Source organism: Deltaproteobacteria bacterium (genome assembly GCA_018668695.1).
Taxonomy (GTDB): domain Bacteria; phylum Myxococcota; class XYA12-FULL-58-9; order XYA12-FULL-58-9; family JABJBS01; genus JABJBS01.
On sequence record JABJBS010000036.1, the window covers coordinates 1 to 18949 of the forward strand.

The following is an 18949-nucleotide window of genomic DNA, read 5'->3' on the forward strand; positions in this document are numbered from 1 at the left end:
ACAACACTTGATGAATGAAGCACCCCACGAGTAGTCGCCTCGTTCGTAATGTCCTCTATTCACAATCCGCAGGATCAACAAATGCATTAACCGGCAGGAAGTTGTGGATGATGCGCATGCCGTCGAGTGTGTCGAAGTGTCCGACGATTATTTCCGGCGTGGCATCCTGGTTGAGGTCGCACATGACAAATGGATTGGGAAAGCTTCCCACACCGATCTGAAGTTGTGTCTCAAGGGCAATGGTTCCCGGCGAGCTTGCATTGATCCAAACCGACAACCCGGCCAGCCAATCTGAAGTGACGATGTCGGATCGTCCATCGCCATCCAGGTCGGCGATCTCGATGAGGAGGGGTTGGACGGAGTTGTTTTCATATTCGAAATAGTCTTCGAACTCGTAGTCGAAGCTCAACTGGGAGTCCGTGCTGGTGTTGCGCATCACCGAGAGTCCATTCGGCGAACCGCCAGAGGTTCCGCCCCGTGTGATGATCTCAAGAAGGCCATCCCCATCGAGGTCAGCCAGTCTCGGGGCTCCGGTAGCCCAGTAGTATGTGTACTGCGGGTCCTCGACGCCACCGGCCTCAACTGTCAGTGCAAGCTCGAGAGCCAGTTCGTCCTGCGTGCTGCGGTTGTAGTAGATGTGAACGTCGCGGTTGTCTCCGGATGACACCAGGTCAACGAGTCCATCGCCGTTGAAATCAGCGAAGGCCGGTCGAGTGTCGACATAGGCATCGATAATCACTTTTGGTGCGAAGGAAACGGCGCCATCCCCAGTAGTGTTCAGGTAGACACCCATCTGATGCCAGTTGGCTCGCGAAGTGACGATATCAAGTCGACCGTCGCCATTGATGTCCTGGAGCTGCGCAAATCCTTCATAACCATCACCTGAGAGGACCATCGGCGACGCGAAATCAAAGTCACCATTGCCACTGATTCCGGTTCCGGTATTGATGAAGATGCATGTGTGTGAATCGAAGTCATCGGTGACGTCACCATATTCGGAGGCGACGATATCGAGTCGTCCGTCACCATCGACATCACCGAGGGCGACGTCATGGGCCTGAGCCCAGGGTCCGAGTCCGTAATTGAGTGTAAGGCGTCGTTCAAAGCTGACCATACCATCCTCATCAAACGAGGTGGTGTGCACGCAGATGTCGCCGTTGACTTGTGTTGTGACGATTTCTGGGGTGCCATCACCATCGAGGTCGCCCCATCCGATGTCCTTGATACCGCTTCCCAAGTAGGGCGTCATGAACTGCTGGTCCATGTGCGTCATGTTGAATGTTTCGGTGGCGTTGAAGGTGATGTTGAATCGAACGCTCGACCGGGCGATCAATCCATTGCTCATCACGGTGACCGGACCATGACGTGCGTAGGCTGGAACAGTGACAAGGAGTTCTGTTTCGGAGGCTGAAAGAATCGTCGCCGCCGCGCCACCGAAAGAGACGCTGTTTTCAGATGACATCGCGCTGAACCCGACGCCTGAGATGACAACGTTGCTTCCGATTGGGCCGGACAGCGGATCTAGGGCATCGATGATGATAGGCGGCCACATCGTGTCCGTATCTGTGTCTTCTTCTTGGCAGTCTGGAGAGCCTGTACAATCAGAGTCATTAGAGTCGAAGTCACCATCTGTACATTCACCGGGATTGGTACCTTCATCAACTGGGCTTGTGTTTTCATCTTCGGTTTTGTCATCACAGCCAACTAAGAACATTATCATCAACAAAGAAAGATTGCGCATAGCATCCTCCAACAATACAAATGCTTATCAACCCCAATAGTTCCTAATAATCGGCTTTATCCCAAATAAAAACAACCCTTGACAGCATCCAAACAAAGCCTCTGATACCTTGTTACAAGGAATAATTTAGAGTCAAGTATGACGCTAACCCCTCACCGACGAGAAGTATCTACACCCAGAAGAAGCAGAACGATTGGCCCAATTCTTAGCCGGTGAATTTTACCCCCTAAAACCCAAAAGGCGAGACCAAGACTCTTCTTACGTTTTTATTCTAAAAACATTGTCAGAGAGAGAGACACTGCAGCCCCCCAAAAACTTTGAACCCAAGCCCCTCACAAATTAGGATCTCTCATTTCTAATTGCTTTGGATGACCCATGAGATTGCCGCCTTGATTCCACTCAGCCTCTTTGTCTGCAGCTTCGAGACCACGCCTAGGCATGGCAAAAAATGGAAGAACTAGCGGTTTTCGGCAAGTCGAAGCGTGATGTTATACATTCAGGATTTAGGGTTTTGGCAGGTTGAATTCCCTAGTTACTAAACGCTGTTATGCCTTAGTCTATGTTGCATGGCTTTAATCAGGGCTATGTAGTTTGCTTAGGCTTCCTACCGAAACTTATTGCTCTCTATAACTATTTTGATCATACTCTCGACCGCTTAGACCCTTGATAATAAACGATGCGTCATCTGAAAGAACCTCATTCAATAAAACGTTGATAAAGTATTTCTGCGTTTAGCATCAATTGCGCGCCATGACTGAACATCATCGATTGGAAAGACTGGATCATCTTGCTCAACGGCATCTACGATATCAAAATCAGTAATTCCCTTAGTCTTCACGTAGATTGTTTTGCGGTTATGAACCGCAAAATAAAGTCGAAAAGGAAAAAAGCTTTTAACAATAACAATATCAGCTCTCCAAATATTCAGGCCAGCCTCTTCATAAAACCTGGGTGCCATTGCGATGGGCGGCCCTTCTGTAACAACCAAGTAAAGATTACCCACTTGAACGACTAATACTTTTCCCAAAGCTCGATTAAAATAGCGTTGAATCAATATCCCCTCGCAGGTCAATTTAGGATTTCGCAGTGGATCAACCTGTCCTCCAACACTAAACTCGGTTCGTGTTCCAAGTGGTAGGTTCCAAAGCTTCTGCACTGTATGAGGTCCCCTGATGGGTGCGTAAGTTACCAGATCTGAGCCGTGTTCAAGACAGGCCGAAATCAAGCGCGTGTTCTCCCCGGTTCCTCCAGCCCCAACCACATCCGAAGCATCACACATGCATATCACGCCAAGACTGCGAGCCAAGGTCGCGCCCCTGGCAACACTGATGGCTTCTAAAGGCGTATCAAACGGCGGCATTTTAACCTGACGCGTTTCCCATAATCTATCTGCGAGTTCCTCTGCATAGCGGGCGGCCAAATCAGGGCGGTTGTCAGCAACCACTGCGACACTCCACCCAAGCTGCTTAGAGGCATGCCAATTGTGACCATTAAATACGCTTGCGTAGAGGATCCGATGGTCCTTCTCCAATTCCTTCAGGCGCTTGTAGATGGGGCGCATGGTCGGTAGAAAATCTACTGTCGTCCCCCCACCGCTCAGCATAGGGAGACTGCGCCAGCTAGTAACCGGCTTAATTTCACCTTTAAGCATACTATAGAGAATCTTCGCGGCGCGTGCCCCGACCCTAGCATGATCTCGATGGGGATTCGTTCGATATCCGATAACGACGTTTGCCAGTTTAAAAAACTCCTCGCACAGCTGTGCATGTAAATCTAAGCTCACACAAATTGGGATATGGTCACCCACAAAGTTACGGGCCGCTTGAATCAATCTTAGCTCAGGATGAGCATGACTTTGAGAGCACATAGCACCATGCAAACACAAGTAGAGTGCATCGATTGGACCGGCAGATTCTAAAGACTTCTCAAGCTGGCATACTAATGCGAGTAATGTTTCGTCACAAAGTGGACCACCCGGAATAGCCCATGCGCTAAACAGAGGAATGGGCGAAATTAAGGGTTTTCTCTGTTTATCTAGCCACTGGCGAAAACCACTAAGCTCGGCATTTTTTAAAAAACCATCGATTTCCTGGCCGTCCTTAGAGGTTCTCTTAGACAGTTCTTGACCAACCGAATAATGAGTGTTCTGAAAGTCTTCGAGAGTAGTCTGCAATGGTGAAAAGCAGTTGCTTTCCTGAGAGACCCTACAATAAGCGATACGATAATTAGGTTGATCGACCATTCTATTTAACTTCTCGCTTGATTGCTCGTTTAAACTCGACCACTTTGTCGACCACTTTTAACGCTTTGTCGCCGTAGCTTAGAAGACGTGCGGTTAGCTCGTCATCTTCTTCACCGATTGAGTCTATATCGAAACCTGTTTCACCCGGTGAATACATTGCCTCCATTACCTTCAACACACTCAGCTTCACAAGAAATCTCGATGGGAGTTTGGCCATCATACCATACATCGCAGCATAGCCTTCGTCCGCTCCGCCCGGGTTTGCGAGGCAATGGTTCAAGGCGATTCGAATATCATCTAAATAGAGCTGGACTGAGTCGGAGTTAAATGCATTTACAGTGCAGTGGATACATTCAGGGAATTGTTGACGGGACACAGACCAGCCTCGTTTTTCAAGTTGGTCAGCTACGGCGAAAATATTCAATTTTGGAAAATTGTCACTAACTTTATAGCTGATAATAGTGCAGTCCGGTCGACCAACAATTTCCAGCTCAGGGAAAGACTCAATCCCGTAACGTAAGGTCATTGCCGTCTTCATTGCTTTATCAGCAAGTTCGATAAAACCGGTCTCACCCATAGCCATTAGTGACGCCCAAGCAGCTGCGATGGCTGAACCTGGTCGGCTCCCCGGCATCGTTGGTGAAACGTAGATGCCGCCTGGCCAATCTGTTACCGCGAAAAACTGATGCTTCAAAAATGACATGTCGCGGTAGAGAATCACTGAGCTTCCTTTAGGCGCATATCCGTATTTATGAACATCCGCGGACATTGAGGTTACGCCATTGAGTCTAAAATCGAACGGTGGAATAGGATAACCAAGCTTCTCTAACCAAGGTAAGATAAACCCCCCAAAACAGGCATCCACGTGAAATGGTATTGTTTTTTTTTGTGCCAGCGCAGCGATGTCTTCTATTGGGTCAATAACGCCGTGAGCATACTGAGGTGCCGATGCTGCAATCATGATTGTATTGCGACCAATCGCACGACGAAGTTTCCGCATATCCACTCGGTAATCATCGGTCAGTGAAACTTTTCGAAGCTTTACACCGAACGCTTGAGCAGCCTTGTCGAATGCGACATGAATAGACTGTGGTGCTACAATCTCTGGCCGTAAAATCCATGGTTTTTTGAGTCTTGCTCTATCTCGATAAGTCTTAACTGCGAGCAGGATTGACTCCGTCCCACCGGACGTGAGCGTTCCTGCCGTGTCATCATCACCGTTCAGCATAGCACTGGCCATATCGATTATCTCGGTCTCCATAACCTTCAAGCTCTTAAAGGCCATCGGGTTTAACGCGTTCTCGGAGAAAAAAAGATTGTGTGCATCTTTTAAGAATTCATAGTGCTCGTCACCGGCGTGGTAAATCATTGACCATGTTCGAGCAGACCGCCAATCGGCGTCATCTGCACGCATCTCATTCATTTCAGTTAATAAACTCGCTTTAGATTGACCATGCTTTGGAATTTTTTTTCGTTTCGGCATCGAACCCCCAGGAAAGGCAATGCCTCTACCTAATGAAAATGTAGTCAAAATGCGACAGGATAATGAAGTCAGGGTTCGAAAAAAAATCTGTGTAACAGGACAGTAACAATGATTGGTTGGTGCGAGACAATTTATTACCAAGGCGTAACAATTGCCTCATGATAGACGAGTCCTCCAAAATAGAATCATCTGTTTGCTGTGGACTATAACGTGTAGGTCGAAGATGAAACATTGTAGTCCACGGAGACACTTAACTAAAAACATTAGAAAGCATATTGTTGAGGGTCATACCTCATTGAACTTGTCATGGTCATGGCTAGCGTGTTCCAAGTCAGTACCAATATGAGATGTGACCCAGACCACACTCCTTGTTTTTCGAGGTAGACAATAAGTGCTTTGGCTAAAATTTATTACTACAATTGGGTTCTGACTCCGTGTTCGTCGTCACGCCGCCAAATCTAAGTGACTGAAATGACGCACAAGAACCAAGGCATTCTTCAGTAAAAAAACTTAACTAGGCACGAAATCATAAAAGTATCATAAAGCAGGGTTTGCTGGGGAAGGTCATGGGCGAACTTACATAAACGCAGTCTTTCCTTATCTGTATTCAGTCAGTTGCCAGCAACTGGCATCCGCATTTCAACGTCGTAGAAAGCTTGGATACCTTTATCGCTTAAACCTTTTATAAAGGCATCGGGGTCTAGGCAGCCCTCTGGCGCATAAACGTCACCCTTAGAGACGGTAACTTCTCCCCGTGCGAGCATCGCTGTTCCGACGGCGAGTGATAGCCCTGTAGCTTCACGCATTTGCCCTGTGCCACATAGAAGACGGGATTCTTCCTGGCCGTCTTTTATGCCAGTAACGTCCATTCTGATGGCTCCGATTCCAGGATTCGAAGGTCGGTTGGCGCGCTCTAAAGCGACGATGAGTTTAAGCGCCCAGCGCTTAGCAAGAGGTTTGTCAAAGAGTCCAGCCTGGGCTGGCCAAACGAACGATTTTGCGCCGGCACCGTAGCCCATAAAGAAATTAACTTCGTCTACATCGAAAAATCGGGGAATCGTGACTGGTTCGGCATGGCCCATGTTCCAGAGTTTGATTGTGCCAAACTTGGGGAAGATAACCTCTCGACTCTCACTAAGAGCGGGAATCATCTGCGCACTTCCGCCGCGAAAGGTAGCGACTTTTCCGCTCATGATGTGGAGCATGTGAGCAAAAACAGCTTCGCCGCCACCTGCATCCAGCGGTTGATAGATGCTAACATCAACCTTTCGAATTTGGTCAAATGATTTCGCAAGGTGAGCTACACCCATATTCGTCAATCCGGGGCTAGCACCTAATCCGGTTATGACCATGGTACCGGATCGTTGCGCCCACGTACGAAAGTCGTCAAATAAAGTTTTAGCAGGCTCCCATTCATCACAAATGCTAGTGTAGTGTGCTTTTTCCTCTATGGCCGCTCTTACGAGTTTCAGCTCATAGTGATGAAATGGACCTAAGGCACTGGCAACTATCTGATGGCCTTTGATGCAGTTGGTGAGGCTTTGATGTCGATTGGCATCGACTTGTACAGCTGAGACATTGGCGGTTGCTCCCCGGCTACGAAGTCTTGAAGCCAATTTTTGGGCACCGTGTATGTTCCAGTCAGCGATTGTTATCTGCTGAATTCCCGTTTCGAATGCGAGGTCTTCGACCGTCCGACTGCCAACGTCGCCAGCGCCGCCCATTACAACTATTCTCATGTTTTTCTCCCGGTGGCTAAATCGCTCCGCAATGTCCTATTTTAATAATGATTGTTTTGAATATCGTCTTGGGTTCTTGGAGTCAGCTCAATGGGCATTCCTTCTCTTGGTGCATATGTGCCATTGACTGAAATGGGTGTAGCAATAAAACCTGTCGGTGTTTTGATTCGATATTTCTCTAGTACTCGAGCGAGAACGACTTTCATTTCGTAGAGTGCCAGATAGACTCCCGCACATTTTCGACGTCCATTGGCAAAGGGGACAAAGCCAAGCCTCTGTTTTTCTCCTAGCTTTTCATTTGCAAACCGACTCGGGTCAAATTCATTAGGGCGGTCCCAAATACCGGGGTGCCTCTGTATGAGATAGGGAATCATTACCACTATGGTACGTGGTGGTACTTCCACGCCTCCAATGGCTTCTGCGTTTTCATTCGCCCTTGGAATAAATAGGGCGATTGGCGGGTGCAGTCGTAGTGATTCGTGAACGACTTGGTCTACCAAGCTCATCTCGTCAATGGATTTTTCAATATCGCCATCATTCGATTTGAGAGTAGAAACAATTTCTTGATGGAGTTCATCTTGTAACTTGGGTCTTTTTGCTAATTCGTAAAACATCCACACAAAGCCCGATGCCGTTGTCTCATGCCCGGCAACCAGGAGGGTCACCATTTCATCGCGCAATATCTTATCGACTCTTTCGGGACTATCTGTATCTTTTAACCCTTCCATCAGACTTTCCAGGTAATCGCCATAATGTAAATTCTGGCTTCTTCGGATGTGAAGCACATTGTCTATTGCATTGTGCATTTGTCTCATAGCACGCTTGTGCTTGAGCCATTGAGGTGTCGGAACCCAGTTTGGGAGCATCAGATCAATAGCGCCTTGTGGTTCACAAAAGACATCCATTGCCTCGGCGATGAGTTTCTTATGCTCTATAAACTCGGGGCTAAGAAACGCCTCGATGCTAATATCAAGAGTCAGGCGACGGCATACATCAGAGATGTCACGGTAATCGTGATATTCCTCACGGGCTAGCCATTGTGTTGCATATGAATCGATAATGCCGATGCAAGCTCGTGCAGTGTCGGCACGAAAGAAACCTTGAAGTAGTTTACGCCGGGCTTGCCACGTAGGGCCGGATATTGTCACAACGCCCTCGCCAAACAGTGTATTGTGAAATCTGTGAAAATCAGTCTTCTTAATGAAGTTACGGCTCTTAAAGACATGGTCACTGTCCCGAGGGTGACGCGAAAATATGATTCGAATGGGTAAAAATGGAACCTTTAAGAAAAAGACCTCTCCATATCTTTCAAATAGCTTTGTGAAGTGCGCCATCCACTTTATGAAATTTTTGTATTTGAATACGCCGAAGATATCCGGCCAGTCTATCTTAACATGGTCGATGGGCTTCGCTTCTTGAAGACTTTCCAGGCTACAGGAATTTTGCTCGTCTAGTTCTTTTGCCCAGCCGATGGAGTCCCATTTGAGTGATATTTCAGAGCTTGTTGGAATGGACTGGCAAGCCAGATAGTAGCCGCGCTTAATATCTTCCTCAGATAGGCATCGATTTCGTGCCATCTTGACCGACCCTTTTTCTAGCTTGAACATGCATGAACCACAGCAACCCTCGCGGCACGTAAATGGTGTTTCGACGCCGGCATTCATAGCGGCTTCTAGAATTGTTTCAGCGGGGCCACAATGAATTGTGTGGGTTGCATTCTGCCATTCAGCTCTAACAACTGAGCTGGTGGTGTTTAGGTTTGTCTGGTTTTTAGGAGAACCGTAGGGACAATGATTGACAGATTGCGTTTTGGCCATTCGGCATCCTTCTGCTTAGAATTGTTGCCCACCTGTGCAGCTCGAACGTTTGTCAAAAGTGGAGTTTTTATTGTTTCAAGATGATTTTACACTTGGATACCGAAGCAATAATCATGCCTCGATTTTTTTTAGGGTTAAAATGTTGGTGTGGAGCCGAGGGGCAACAATCGTGGGTAGGCACGGTGAGTGGTTGAACCTCTGAAGCCCATTATTTGGTCGGTTTTGGTGACACTTTTCAAGATTTTGTTACCGATGCCGCACAATTCCCTGCGTCGAGAAAGTGCGAGTGCCTCGGTTTTGTCACATCGTTATTCAATGTCTGGTGTCATGGGCCCTGTGCCGCCATAGTTTGTACGGGTCTGAATCGTGAGTGAGCGGGTGTTGGTTATCTCGCGGTAGACAGTAGCACCTTGGGTCGCTGTGCGCTCGTAGGTTTGCAAGTCGACCTCATACAAGCCAAAGCGTGGTAGGTAGCCTTCGCTCCACTCAAAGTTATCCATTAACGACCAGTGGTAGTAGCCACGTATGTCTATGCCTTCTTGCATCGCTAATTCCGTTTGCTCGAGGGTTCGAACGATGTGTTCGGCCCTGCGTGCGCCCTCGTTGGCCGCTAAGCCTGATTCGGTAAGTACGAGAGGAAGGTTTTCGTATCGGGTGCCTATATCCATTAAGACATTGAAAAGACCCTCTTCGTGGTATTCATAACCCATGGTTGGAATCCAGTGAGTTTCGTCTTCGGGGGGTAGACAGGCACCCATATCAAGTTCACCAACGCATAAGGTAGCGTCAACGCCGGGTAACATGGCAGGGGAGGCGGTTACACCGTTTTTCGAGTAGTACTGAATGCCTAACCAATCGAGTTTGCCGGTCCATTCAGGGTGCATCTCATCTGGGACCATATCCAAGTCTGAATCGAAAGAGCCTTCGAGCAGTGAATCTGGATAAAAGTGGTGGTAGAGATACCAGATTCGGTCTCTTGCTCGGATATCTTTCGGACGGTCCGAAGCAGCGTTTTCAAATACGGGTACCCATTCGATGGAGTTCAGACTTAGTCCTACAGATGCTGCTACGCCATCGCCATCAGCATCGATCGTGTCGTTGGCCTTTATTGCATTATAGATGGCGACATGAGCCATTAAGTAATTTCGGTAAACTGTCATCAGGCGGTCGAAATCGCTAATCAGGTACTGTTTACCAGGCGGAAACTGACCTGCACCATAGCTGGCGATGAGATAGTTGATAGGCTCATTCAGTGTACACCAGTCGTCTACTCGGTCGCCAAATTTGCGGGCCAGTTGGGCCGCAAACTCGGCAATTTCTTCGATGATAGCGACGCTTCCTGTTGGATGGCCCCAACCACATAGATTCTCATCGGTGGGTACATCGGTATCTGTGCAGGTGCCGTTTAGGAAGTTATCGACCCATATAGGGCTGGAGAAGTGATGCACTGTGACCATAGGGGTAATGTTTTTGGTTAAGAGCTGGTCGATAAAGCTGCTGTAATGGTCCATGCCATCCTCGTTGATGGAGTCACGTAGAGGCTCAATTCGGGACCAGTCGACACTGAATCGGTAGGCATCCAGCCCAAGCTCTGTTAAGAGCGAAATGTCGTTGATGGCATTCGTGTACCCCATGACAGCTTCGCCTACGAAATCGTGACCCTGACCTTTGCCTCCCTCGCTTTGAGGCTTGCTCCAGTGGTGCCAGTCGGAATGGTAAAGGCCATCTTCTATTTGGACGGCGGCGGTGGCTGCACCAAATCGAAAGCTTCCTTCACCGCTCGAGTGTGAAAGAGAACCCTGGTCCGAAAATGAGATACTTGTGTCTGAGCATCCCAGTAGAGCCGTGACCCAGGAAAGAGCAATGAGTCCGATGGTTCCAATTCGAGAAATGTTGGATTGATACATGATTTCACCAGCCTCCGTACGGTCTCCTTGCTACTTCAGATTCATCTACGCTGCCACCGAGTAATGGCTAGTTTGAAATAGTGGCTTACTTTTGGAGATAAAAACGCCCGCTCTTTAAAAGACATTGAGCTTTTAAAAATTAGGTACTTACGACTAACGACCAAACTGAGTAAATACAAGACCGCCATGACAACCGTGGCAAGTTGTATCATGCGCCGAACCATAAACCGGAGATTCAAATGTGGTTGCTGGCTCGTCATGAAGACATCGACCTTCAGGACCCACACAATAGTAAACAAAGCTTTCAAGTCCTCGCCCAGTATCGGCTTTGTAGTAGACGGCATGTCCAACTAGCAGGTCATCTTCGTAGAATTCTTTGACCGCCATGCTTTCGACGTCATGGGGCGTGCCTTGAAATTCACCGTTACCAGCCTGTTGGCTCGTTACAAGCGCATCATTAAAAAAGACACGCACTCGGCCATGTGGCGAAACAATGCTCGACGCTTCTCGAGGTCCAATGGTTTCGGATTCCCATCCTGCACCACGATAAGTCTTTTCCTTAACGAGAGTCTCGAAGTCAAAGGCTGTATCAAATTGTGGGCCACTGTCGTTGCCACACGCCGTGCAGAAGGTAAGCCCCAAGAGGGTTGCTGATAAGATAGATACCACATAATTGACACTCATAAATTTATCCTTAGTACGGTCTGCTTCCTAATCTCTGATGCCATGTGAAGTTACGAGAGCAGATTAGGTTGCTGTCTATTATTCGAAATCCCTGTTCTCAGTGTAACTCATCGAGAACTCTGGTGATGCAAGGTGTCTCAGTCGTTGCAAGAACTTATATAGTTGTTGATTAACCTAACCTCATTGGACTGATCGCATGAATCGGTAGAGGTGGGTACCTCAATGATAACCAAGCCAAATGACAATTCAACGGTCACCTTCTCAATCACGCGAACTAATTCGTCTGTTCTATCAACACAATAGTAGCGTCCCCCATAAGATTGTGTCGTCAGTTCAAGTTTAAAGCGAGGGTCAATGCACTTATAGATATTACTTTCACCCGCTTTGCCTAAGCTGAAAATGTTGTTTCTCATATAGATCACGATAACTGAGAGCTCTTCTTGTTGTATGTGTGCGAGTTCGTTTATCTGAAATTGAAACCCACCATCACCTGTAAGCACAACAGGAATGTCCTTTAGATTTTCAGATTGATTAATGTGTCCAAGTGCCCGAGCATAGGCTAAGGATGTACCCATTGCAGCGTACCATGGATTAGCTACCCAACCTCGGCCGCATTCACCCAAACGATTTTTCAACCCAAAACTTGCGAACAATGAGTTACCTACCTCCGGAAGATAAACCATCGTTCGGTCGAGCCGATTTTGTGTCTGGTTTAGTGCCGAGGCAATGTTTGAATATGAGAGCGTTTGTTCTGTCTTCGAAGAAAAAACACTGATTTGGTTCTGAGTCAAAGGAGAATTTTTTGGTTCGGAACCGTTGGAGAGTTCTTTAAACATTGTTTGAAGATTCTCGCTCTCAAGGAGTGCACCCGTTAAACGTGTCTTATTTTCAAAGTCACTCAGCCATTGTGTCTCAGAGTTAAATGCATAGTTAATATCTTGCCTCTGAATACTCGTGCCAATCTCGATGATATAATCGACATCGTGTTCGATTGAACGGATATGCTCCGGCGAAAAGATTCCATTGTACGCACCTTTACAGAGTGCATCGTCTTCATCGAAAAATCCTTTGGCTAACCATGATGTTACAAAGGGAATGTTATGTTCCTTAGAAAATTTCAGGATGCATTCACGAAGGGAGCGGTCACGCTTGATGAATTGACCTAAGAAAATCAAAGGGTGTTTTGACTTTAACAGTTTGTGCTTAATTTGCGGGATGATCTCTAAGTTGCCCGCGACCAGAGGCACCTCGGCTTGTAATAGCTTTGGCGAAGAGGGAAGTGTAAGCGGCTGAGTGGGTTGAGCGATGAGGTCACGTGGGATTTCAATAAAAACCGGCTGACTGTTTTTCCACGCATAGTGAACTAACTCAAGAAATTGGATAGAGGCGTTACTCGGCTGGAGGTTACCACGCTTACCTTGTAGGCGCTCAGCCCGAACACCAATGGCTTGGAATGCATTGAGAGCTGCATCGTAACGGGGGTAGAGGTTTCGGTGGTTGACGACTGTGTGGTGAAGAAACGTTTCACCAATTTCATTTTCACCCGGCGCTCCTGATAGAAATATAACGGGGATATTTTCTGCGATGGCGAGAGCGGCAGCGCTTATTGCGGGGAGGCTCCCGACTGTATAGGTCATTATACAACAACCAATTCCTCGGATTTCGGCATGACCACAGGCGGCAAATGCGGCATTGAGTTCGTTTGATCCCGGAAGAATATTAACCTCGGGGTGGAGCACTTCGATGAGTCCGGCAACGTAGTCACCACCAATACCGTACGCGACATCAATATTGAAATATTTGAGTATCGTTTTCAGGGAATGACCGGTTGTCGGTACATTCTGAGCGTAGTCGGGTCCCAGGTTTTGGGTGATTTGGTTGTACTCACACTTTAGCATGGTATTCACTTCCTATTCAGATGCGCTTTTAAGCTCTAATTTCCGTCGAAGTAGCTCAGAGGATCCTCGGCTGGTGAAGAGACCGGTCACAGCAGTCCCATCTACAATAGGAATAGCCGTAATTTCTAACGTGGCGATAAAATCGTAAAAGGCGGTCAGCCTAGCGTCTCGGTTACAGGTTATGGGGTGAGATATCATTGCCGGCGAAGACACCAGGAAAATATCATTTGGTAGGCGCTGGGACTCTAAAATCACAATGGGCCGTCGGTTTAGGCTGTCGATGAAAACGGTGCTTTCTACGAGGGTGCGGTGTTGAGAATTTGTTACGGTTCCCATGAGGGCTTCACCAGATTCGCAACTTGAAGAGAGCGTGAAGAGTGGGATGTATATATATTCGTAATGTGTAGTACCGTTACTCACGAAACACCCTCCCTATTTCCGCTATTTCATTAATTTTAAGCAGGTCTCGTGCCAAAGTTGGCGTTCGAAGAGTCTTAAAATATTTACCAATAACGGTATGTAACTTAGGTTGCGTTACTCTTAAGTGACGACTTAAATGCGCGTTGATTGAAATGGTAACATTAAAGGACGAAGATAATCGGTATTCATCTTAGATTAGTGATCACAGCAAATGCGAATCAATGAAATTCTCTCGTTTCGCCAGACTAGGGTGTCGCACCAATTGTGCATATTCCAATGATATCGGATTTGAAGCCCGATTACGGCGCGCCCCACCAAAAGTTCAAACGATGAGTCTAGATTATGAACCTTGGTATTAATCATTTGCAACGCCTTGTGTTTTATAATGATTTCTTGAATCTTGGTTAGATTTTCTAAATCGTCGCGGTATTGAGTAAGCTTCAGAGTGTCCATATACCCTTGATGCAATTCCGGTAGCTTGCTCACGTTTGACATGACAATTTCCTAAGGTTTAGGGCCGGCTTTGGCGCGGGGCAAACAAATACGCAGCTACCGCATCCTGTGCAACGGTCCGCATTTATGATCGGAGCTTGTTGGGTTGGTTGAATTGCACCATCTACCGCACAGTGTTCAATACAACTGAAACAAACAGTTCCCAAGTTTTGCAAACATTTTTCGGAGTTTACGACTGCTAAGTGAGTCTGAGAAGCGGCGCCAGATATCTCGGCCTCCCACGGCGCTCGGTTACGTGATTTGGCCAGTAGCGAAACAATATCTTCTTTAGGTTCCTGTGGAATAGGGCTGGCTTGAATTTCGCCCGACTCTTTAGCTCTATTCTTCCATAGGCCGGTAATAAGTTCTCGTCGCGTGAGCACAGTCATGGCAGAAGCTCCAGACCTCTTCCAGCGGGCCGCTGCTCCAGGGATGCCTGGGTAGCATGACATTGAAGGCAGCTTTGTCGTTGTGGATGACTCGAGCGCAAAGCATCTCTACCGTTTGGACCGTGGCAACTGATACATTGTTCGTGCATAAATGTACCGTGTGCAACAATAGGCGGCGATTGCTGTGACCACCTCGGGCCCTCTGTTGCAGGCTTGAGACCATTGAAGCTATTGTCCACGGCTCGAGGGTCTGGCTTCAGTCCATTTGAGCGGGTCCCCCACGGAGCATTGGGGACTCCCAGAGCATGGCATTGAGTGCAACTTACATATTTTTTGTGTGGTAGAGATGGGGCCCGCAGAGCGCCAAATTTCAAACCTTTAATATGACATGCTAGGCATTGGTTCGCGTCCGTTTGTGAGACTGGATGAGGTATAACGGGAGGTGAACCGTCGTATGCACGCAGGAGTGCTCGTTCGACTAATGCCTTATGCTTTGAAGTATTTGCTTTTGTGCTCTCACTCCGTGGAGGCACTACCGCTTCTAGTCTTTCCAATGCACGTGTGATTCCGATTGCTTCACTGGGTTTATCACGCATTTGTTTGTAAGTGCGCGCTTGGGGTGCGCCTGGAGCGACGAGTGGCTTCTCCACGTGATGCAATGGACCAGTCGTCTCGTAATGAGTGGGCAGAGTGGCATGGAAAAAGCCGGCCAACGATAACCCTACAACGACCGACCCGAATGCAGCACCAACGCGAAGAGGCTTTGTGTTCATTGTTTCACCTTAACAACTCTAACCGCACATTTCTTGTAGTCCGGTTGTTTGCTAAATGGGTCGTAGGTGTCCAAGGTCACTTCATTAATCGGTGAACGTTCATCAAAAAACGGAACGAATACTGTTCCCTGAGCGGGAATACCTCGTCCATTTATCCATACCGGTAATCTAATTTTACCCCGCCGAGATTCAACCAAAACAGTCTCGCCATTCTGGACGCCAAGCTCAAGGGCATCTTGATGGCACACCTCTACATAGGCTTGTGGCATAGAGTTTCGAAGTTGAGGGATTCGACCGGTAATAGTTCCAGAGTGCCAATGCTCAATGACCCGCCCGGTACAGAGCCAAAATGGATAGGTACTGTCAGGCATCTCAGGTGGCTCCTCATAGGGGTGAAACCATATTTGAGCTCGCCCGTCGCCACTGGTAGAATGATAGAATTGATGTTTCGCACCTTTAGTTACAAAGGGGTCATCGAACTCAGCAAATCGATAACGGGTTTCCCTCCAAGTGCCATCGGGTTGCTCAACAACAGGCCACCGCAGACCACGTGCCTTCACATATTCATCGTATGGCGCAAGGTTTTTGTGCTTAAGTGTCGTAAAACGCCGGTATTCCTCAAAGAGGTAACGATCAACATTCGTGTCGTAGTAATTTTCCCAGTTCCAAACTGGGATAACCTTTCCGTCTTTATTTTTGACGTTAAATAGAAAGTCGCCATTTTTATCTTTCATGCCTGGGAATCCACGGTCATAAAGACGACGAGCTAAAGCAATGACTTGCCATGCATCGTCTCGTGCCTGTCCGGGTGGTTTTACCTGGCGAAACCATTGCTGGGTACGTCGCTCTGAATTACCGTAAACCCCATTTTTTTCTACCCACATTGACGCCGGAAGAATAAGATCTGCAACCTCCGTAGTAGCTGTTGGATATACGTCCGAAACAATAAGGAACTTATCCTGATTCGCTACGCCTGGATCCATGAGTTTGTGGCGGTTTGGCAAAGTTTGACCTGGATTTGTGACTTGAACAAATATCGTATGGATATCACCTTTTTTGGACTCCTTGGGAGCTGACCAAGATTTAAACATTTCTATGGTGTGTTTGCCTGGTTTGGGGTCTATTCGACCTTCAGGTACGTTCCAAATTTCTTCAGCTTGACGGCGGTGCGATTCTTTTTTAACGAGGCGTCCACCGGGAAGTGCATGAGCAAGTGTGCCCACTTCTCTTGCGGTTCCACAAGCAGACGGTTGCCCTGTCAAACTTGTAGGGTTGTCACCCGGGCGACCAAAGTGACCTGAAAATAAGTGAAGTGCATGAATAAGGCAGTTCATAGCTGTACCGCGGGTGTGTTGATTAGGACCCATGCACCAAAGACTGGTTATTCTTAGCTTGGGGTCACCAAATAAGTTCGCGAGCATGTGGATATCGTCGGCGGGCACGCCACTGATTTCCTCAACTTTTTGCGGAGTGTAAGGTTCTAGTTGTTTAGCCCATTGCTCAAATGAAATGGCCTCGCCTTTAAGAGTTGGATTGGCGGGGTCGTGGGCTCTGAAGTTACAATGGTTTTTAACGAATTCTTTATTCCAGCTATTGTTGCGGAGAAGTAAATGAAGAATTCCGTTTGCGATAGCGAGGTCGGTTTGGGGCTTGAAACTTAAATGGTTATCGGAGTGGGCTGTCGTTCGAGTACGACGGGTGCCAATATCAATAAGCTTAACCTGCTCACCCCTCGAACGTCTGTCGACGATTCTCGAAAAAAGAACAGGGTGCATTTCTGCAGGATTATTGCCCCAGGTTATGACTGCGTCTGCCTCATCCAAATCTTGAAAACAACCGTTTGGCTCATCAACTCCATATGTCGCGATAAAACCCGTGACTGCACTCGCCATGCAAAGTCTCGCATTGGGATCAATATGATTAGACGAGATACCGCCTTTCATAAATTTTTGGGCGGCATAACCCTCTGGAATCGTCCATTGACCGCTTCCGTAAAATGCAAATCCCTTGGGTCCCAGTTCAACTCTTTCTGCAATGATGTCGATGGCCTCGTCCCAGCTAACCGGAACCAGTTTTCCACTTTTCCTCAAAAGCGGCGTGGTGAGTCGGTCTTTGCCATAGAGAGCAAGGCCAACATGGTAACCTTTCATGCAAAGTAGGCCCTTGTTTACATCGGCCTTTTGATCACCGGCTATAGCTACAACTTTTCCGGATTTGGTTCCTACTTGCACATGGCAGCCTGTTCCGCAAAAACGGCAAGGAGCCTTATTCCAGCTAACATTATTTTGGGAATCGTCTGGAGGCTTGGTTTGAGCGTCTACTGTTCCAATATTTTTTCCAGTAGCAGCGGCGGTCGCAGCTGCCATAGCAGTAAGTTTTAGAAAGGTTCGGCGGTTTGTACTCATAGCGCACCTTCTTCGGTCGAATGTATGTCTGAAAAATCGGCAAAGATATATTGAACAAACTCGATGATGGGTTGTTGTTCGATATCCTTCCAGAATTTTTTGTCTTCTTGTGGGCTCGATGAATCAAAGACGATAGGCACCTTATTCTTTACGATGTCACCCAGAGTGACCCTCGTGTCATGGCGTAGGGAATTTACGAAAGCACTGATCTTAGTTTTTTCAACATGAATGACGGATGAAACGATTGGCATTATTTGTCTCCTTTTCCGATATGCATTTCGCCATGGAAGACTGCTACGGCAATTTTTAGGCCCAGTGTGAAAATCATGAGTCCGAACGCCCAGATACCAAGCGAGATTTTCCATTCGACTACATTTGGAAGGTACTCAACGATTTCGTGAAGAGTGGAGGGCACGAACCCCGGAACAATTAAGCCAAGACCCTTTTCTACCCAAAGTCCTGATAGGGTAAGGACACAGGCTGTATCAATTAGCCACAGGTGCCTGCTAGGCCTAGCGAAGATAAAGATGCCGGCGGCAATGGTGTTAAAAGCGAGTGCTGTCCATATCCAAGGAACAAGGGCGTTCTTCCCGTGTAGACCGAAGTAAAGGTAGCGAGCGGAGGCTGAGTGTGAACCTCCGGTATAGAGATCTGTAAATAATTCGGACCCCACTAGGAAGAGATTCACGAGAACGGTGACACGTAGGATATTTAGCAGTGTTAAAATTGCACCATCGCCGACATGGAACTTGGTTACCCGTCGAACCATCTGAAGAGAGAGAATGATGAAAGCGGGCCCGCTGACAAACGCGGAGACGATGAATCGTGGCGCAAGTATCGCAGTATTCCAAAATGGGCGGCCGCCTAGTCCACTGTATAGAAATGCAGTGACTGAATGGATAGAAACCGCCCATATAATCGACAAAAAAACAATCGGGAGATAAAGCTTTGGATTAGGC

Annotated in this window: 15 protein-coding genes; all 15 read right to left on the reverse strand. The window is 47.6% G+C overall.

The window, feature by feature from the left end; all coding sequences use genetic code 11:
• Positions 1 to 55: 55 nt before the first annotated feature.
• Positions 56 to 1741: a hypothetical protein gene (locus tag HOK28_01635; protein MBT6431761.1), complete on the reverse strand. Its 1686-nt coding sequence runs from the start codon at positions 1739 to 1741 to the stop codon at positions 56 to 58.
• 700 nt (positions 1742 to 2441) lie between these two features.
• A complete protein-coding gene (locus tag HOK28_01640) occupies positions 2442 to 3983 on the reverse strand; it encodes a hypothetical protein (GenBank protein ID MBT6431762.1) in 1542 nt (513 codons plus the stop codon).
• 1 nt (position 3984) lies between these two features.
• Complete coding sequence (locus HOK28_01645; GenBank protein MBT6431763.1) at positions 3985 to 5466, reverse strand: aspartate aminotransferase family protein; 1482 nt, start codon at positions 5464 to 5466, stop codon at positions 3985 to 3987.
• A 611-nt stretch (positions 5467 to 6077) separates the two neighbouring features.
• Positions 6078 to 7205, reverse strand: a complete 1128-nt coding sequence (locus HOK28_01650; protein ID MBT6431764.1) for a hypothetical protein — start codon at positions 7203 to 7205, stop codon at positions 6078 to 6080.
• A 41-nt stretch (positions 7206 to 7246) separates the two neighbouring features.
• Positions 7247 to 9022 (reverse strand): cytochrome P450, encoded by a 1776-nt coding sequence (locus HOK28_01655; protein ID MBT6431765.1) that lies wholly within the window; start codon positions 9020 to 9022, stop codon positions 7247 to 7249.
• A 308-nt stretch (positions 9023 to 9330) separates the two neighbouring features.
• Complete coding sequence (locus HOK28_01660; protein ID MBT6431766.1) at positions 9331 to 10929, reverse strand: glycoside hydrolase family 1 protein; 1599 nt, start codon at positions 10927 to 10929, stop codon at positions 9331 to 9333.
• Positions 10930 to 11082: 153 nt separating this feature from the next.
• Positions 11083 to 11613: a hypothetical protein gene (locus tag HOK28_01665; protein MBT6431767.1), complete on the reverse strand. Its 531-nt coding sequence runs from the start codon at positions 11611 to 11613 to the stop codon at positions 11083 to 11085.
• Positions 11614 to 11750: 137 nt separating this feature from the next.
• Positions 11751 to 13511 carry a thiamine pyrophosphate-binding protein gene (locus HOK28_01670; GenBank protein ID MBT6431768.1) on the reverse strand — a complete coding sequence of 587 codons (1761 nt, stop codon included), beginning with the start codon at positions 13509 to 13511 and terminating at the stop codon, positions 11751 to 11753.
• 12 nt (positions 13512 to 13523) lie between these two features.
• Positions 13524 to 13931 (reverse strand): hypothetical protein, encoded by a 408-nt coding sequence (locus HOK28_01675; GenBank protein MBT6431769.1) that lies wholly within the window; start codon positions 13929 to 13931, stop codon positions 13524 to 13526.
• 195 nt (positions 13932 to 14126) lie between these two features.
• Complete coding sequence (locus tag HOK28_01680; GenBank protein ID MBT6431770.1) at positions 14127 to 14426, reverse strand: hypothetical protein; 300 nt, start codon at positions 14424 to 14426, stop codon at positions 14127 to 14129.
• Entirely contained in the window at positions 14414 to 14812 is a 399-nt protein-coding gene (locus HOK28_01685) for a 4Fe-4S dicluster domain-containing protein (GenBank protein ID MBT6431771.1), read from the reverse strand. The genes HOK28_01680 and HOK28_01685 overlap by 13 nt, the downstream gene beginning before the upstream one ends.
• The gene (locus HOK28_01690) at positions 14809 to 15585 is read right to left on the reverse strand and encodes a hypothetical protein (GenBank protein MBT6431772.1); all 777 of its coding nucleotides are present in this window, start codon (positions 15583 to 15585) and stop codon (positions 14809 to 14811) included. Before HOK28_01690 ends, HOK28_01685 begins: the two co-directional genes overlap by 4 nt.
• On the reverse strand, positions 15582 to 17990 hold the full coding sequence (locus HOK28_01695) for a molybdopterin-dependent oxidoreductase (protein ID MBT6431773.1): 2409 nt from the start codon (positions 17988 to 17990) through the stop codon (positions 15582 to 15584). The genes HOK28_01690 and HOK28_01695 overlap by 4 nt, the downstream gene beginning before the upstream one ends.
• The gene (locus HOK28_01700) at positions 17987 to 18241 is read right to left on the reverse strand and encodes a hypothetical protein (GenBank protein MBT6431774.1); all 255 of its coding nucleotides are present in this window, start codon (positions 18239 to 18241) and stop codon (positions 17987 to 17989) included. The genes HOK28_01695 and HOK28_01700 overlap by 4 nt, the downstream gene beginning before the upstream one ends.
• A partial coding sequence (nrfD, locus tag HOK28_01705; protein MBT6431775.1) for a polysulfide reductase NrfD occupies positions 18241 to 18949 on the reverse strand: 709 nt, incomplete at its 5' end. The genes HOK28_01700 and nrfD, both read right to left, overlap by 1 nt.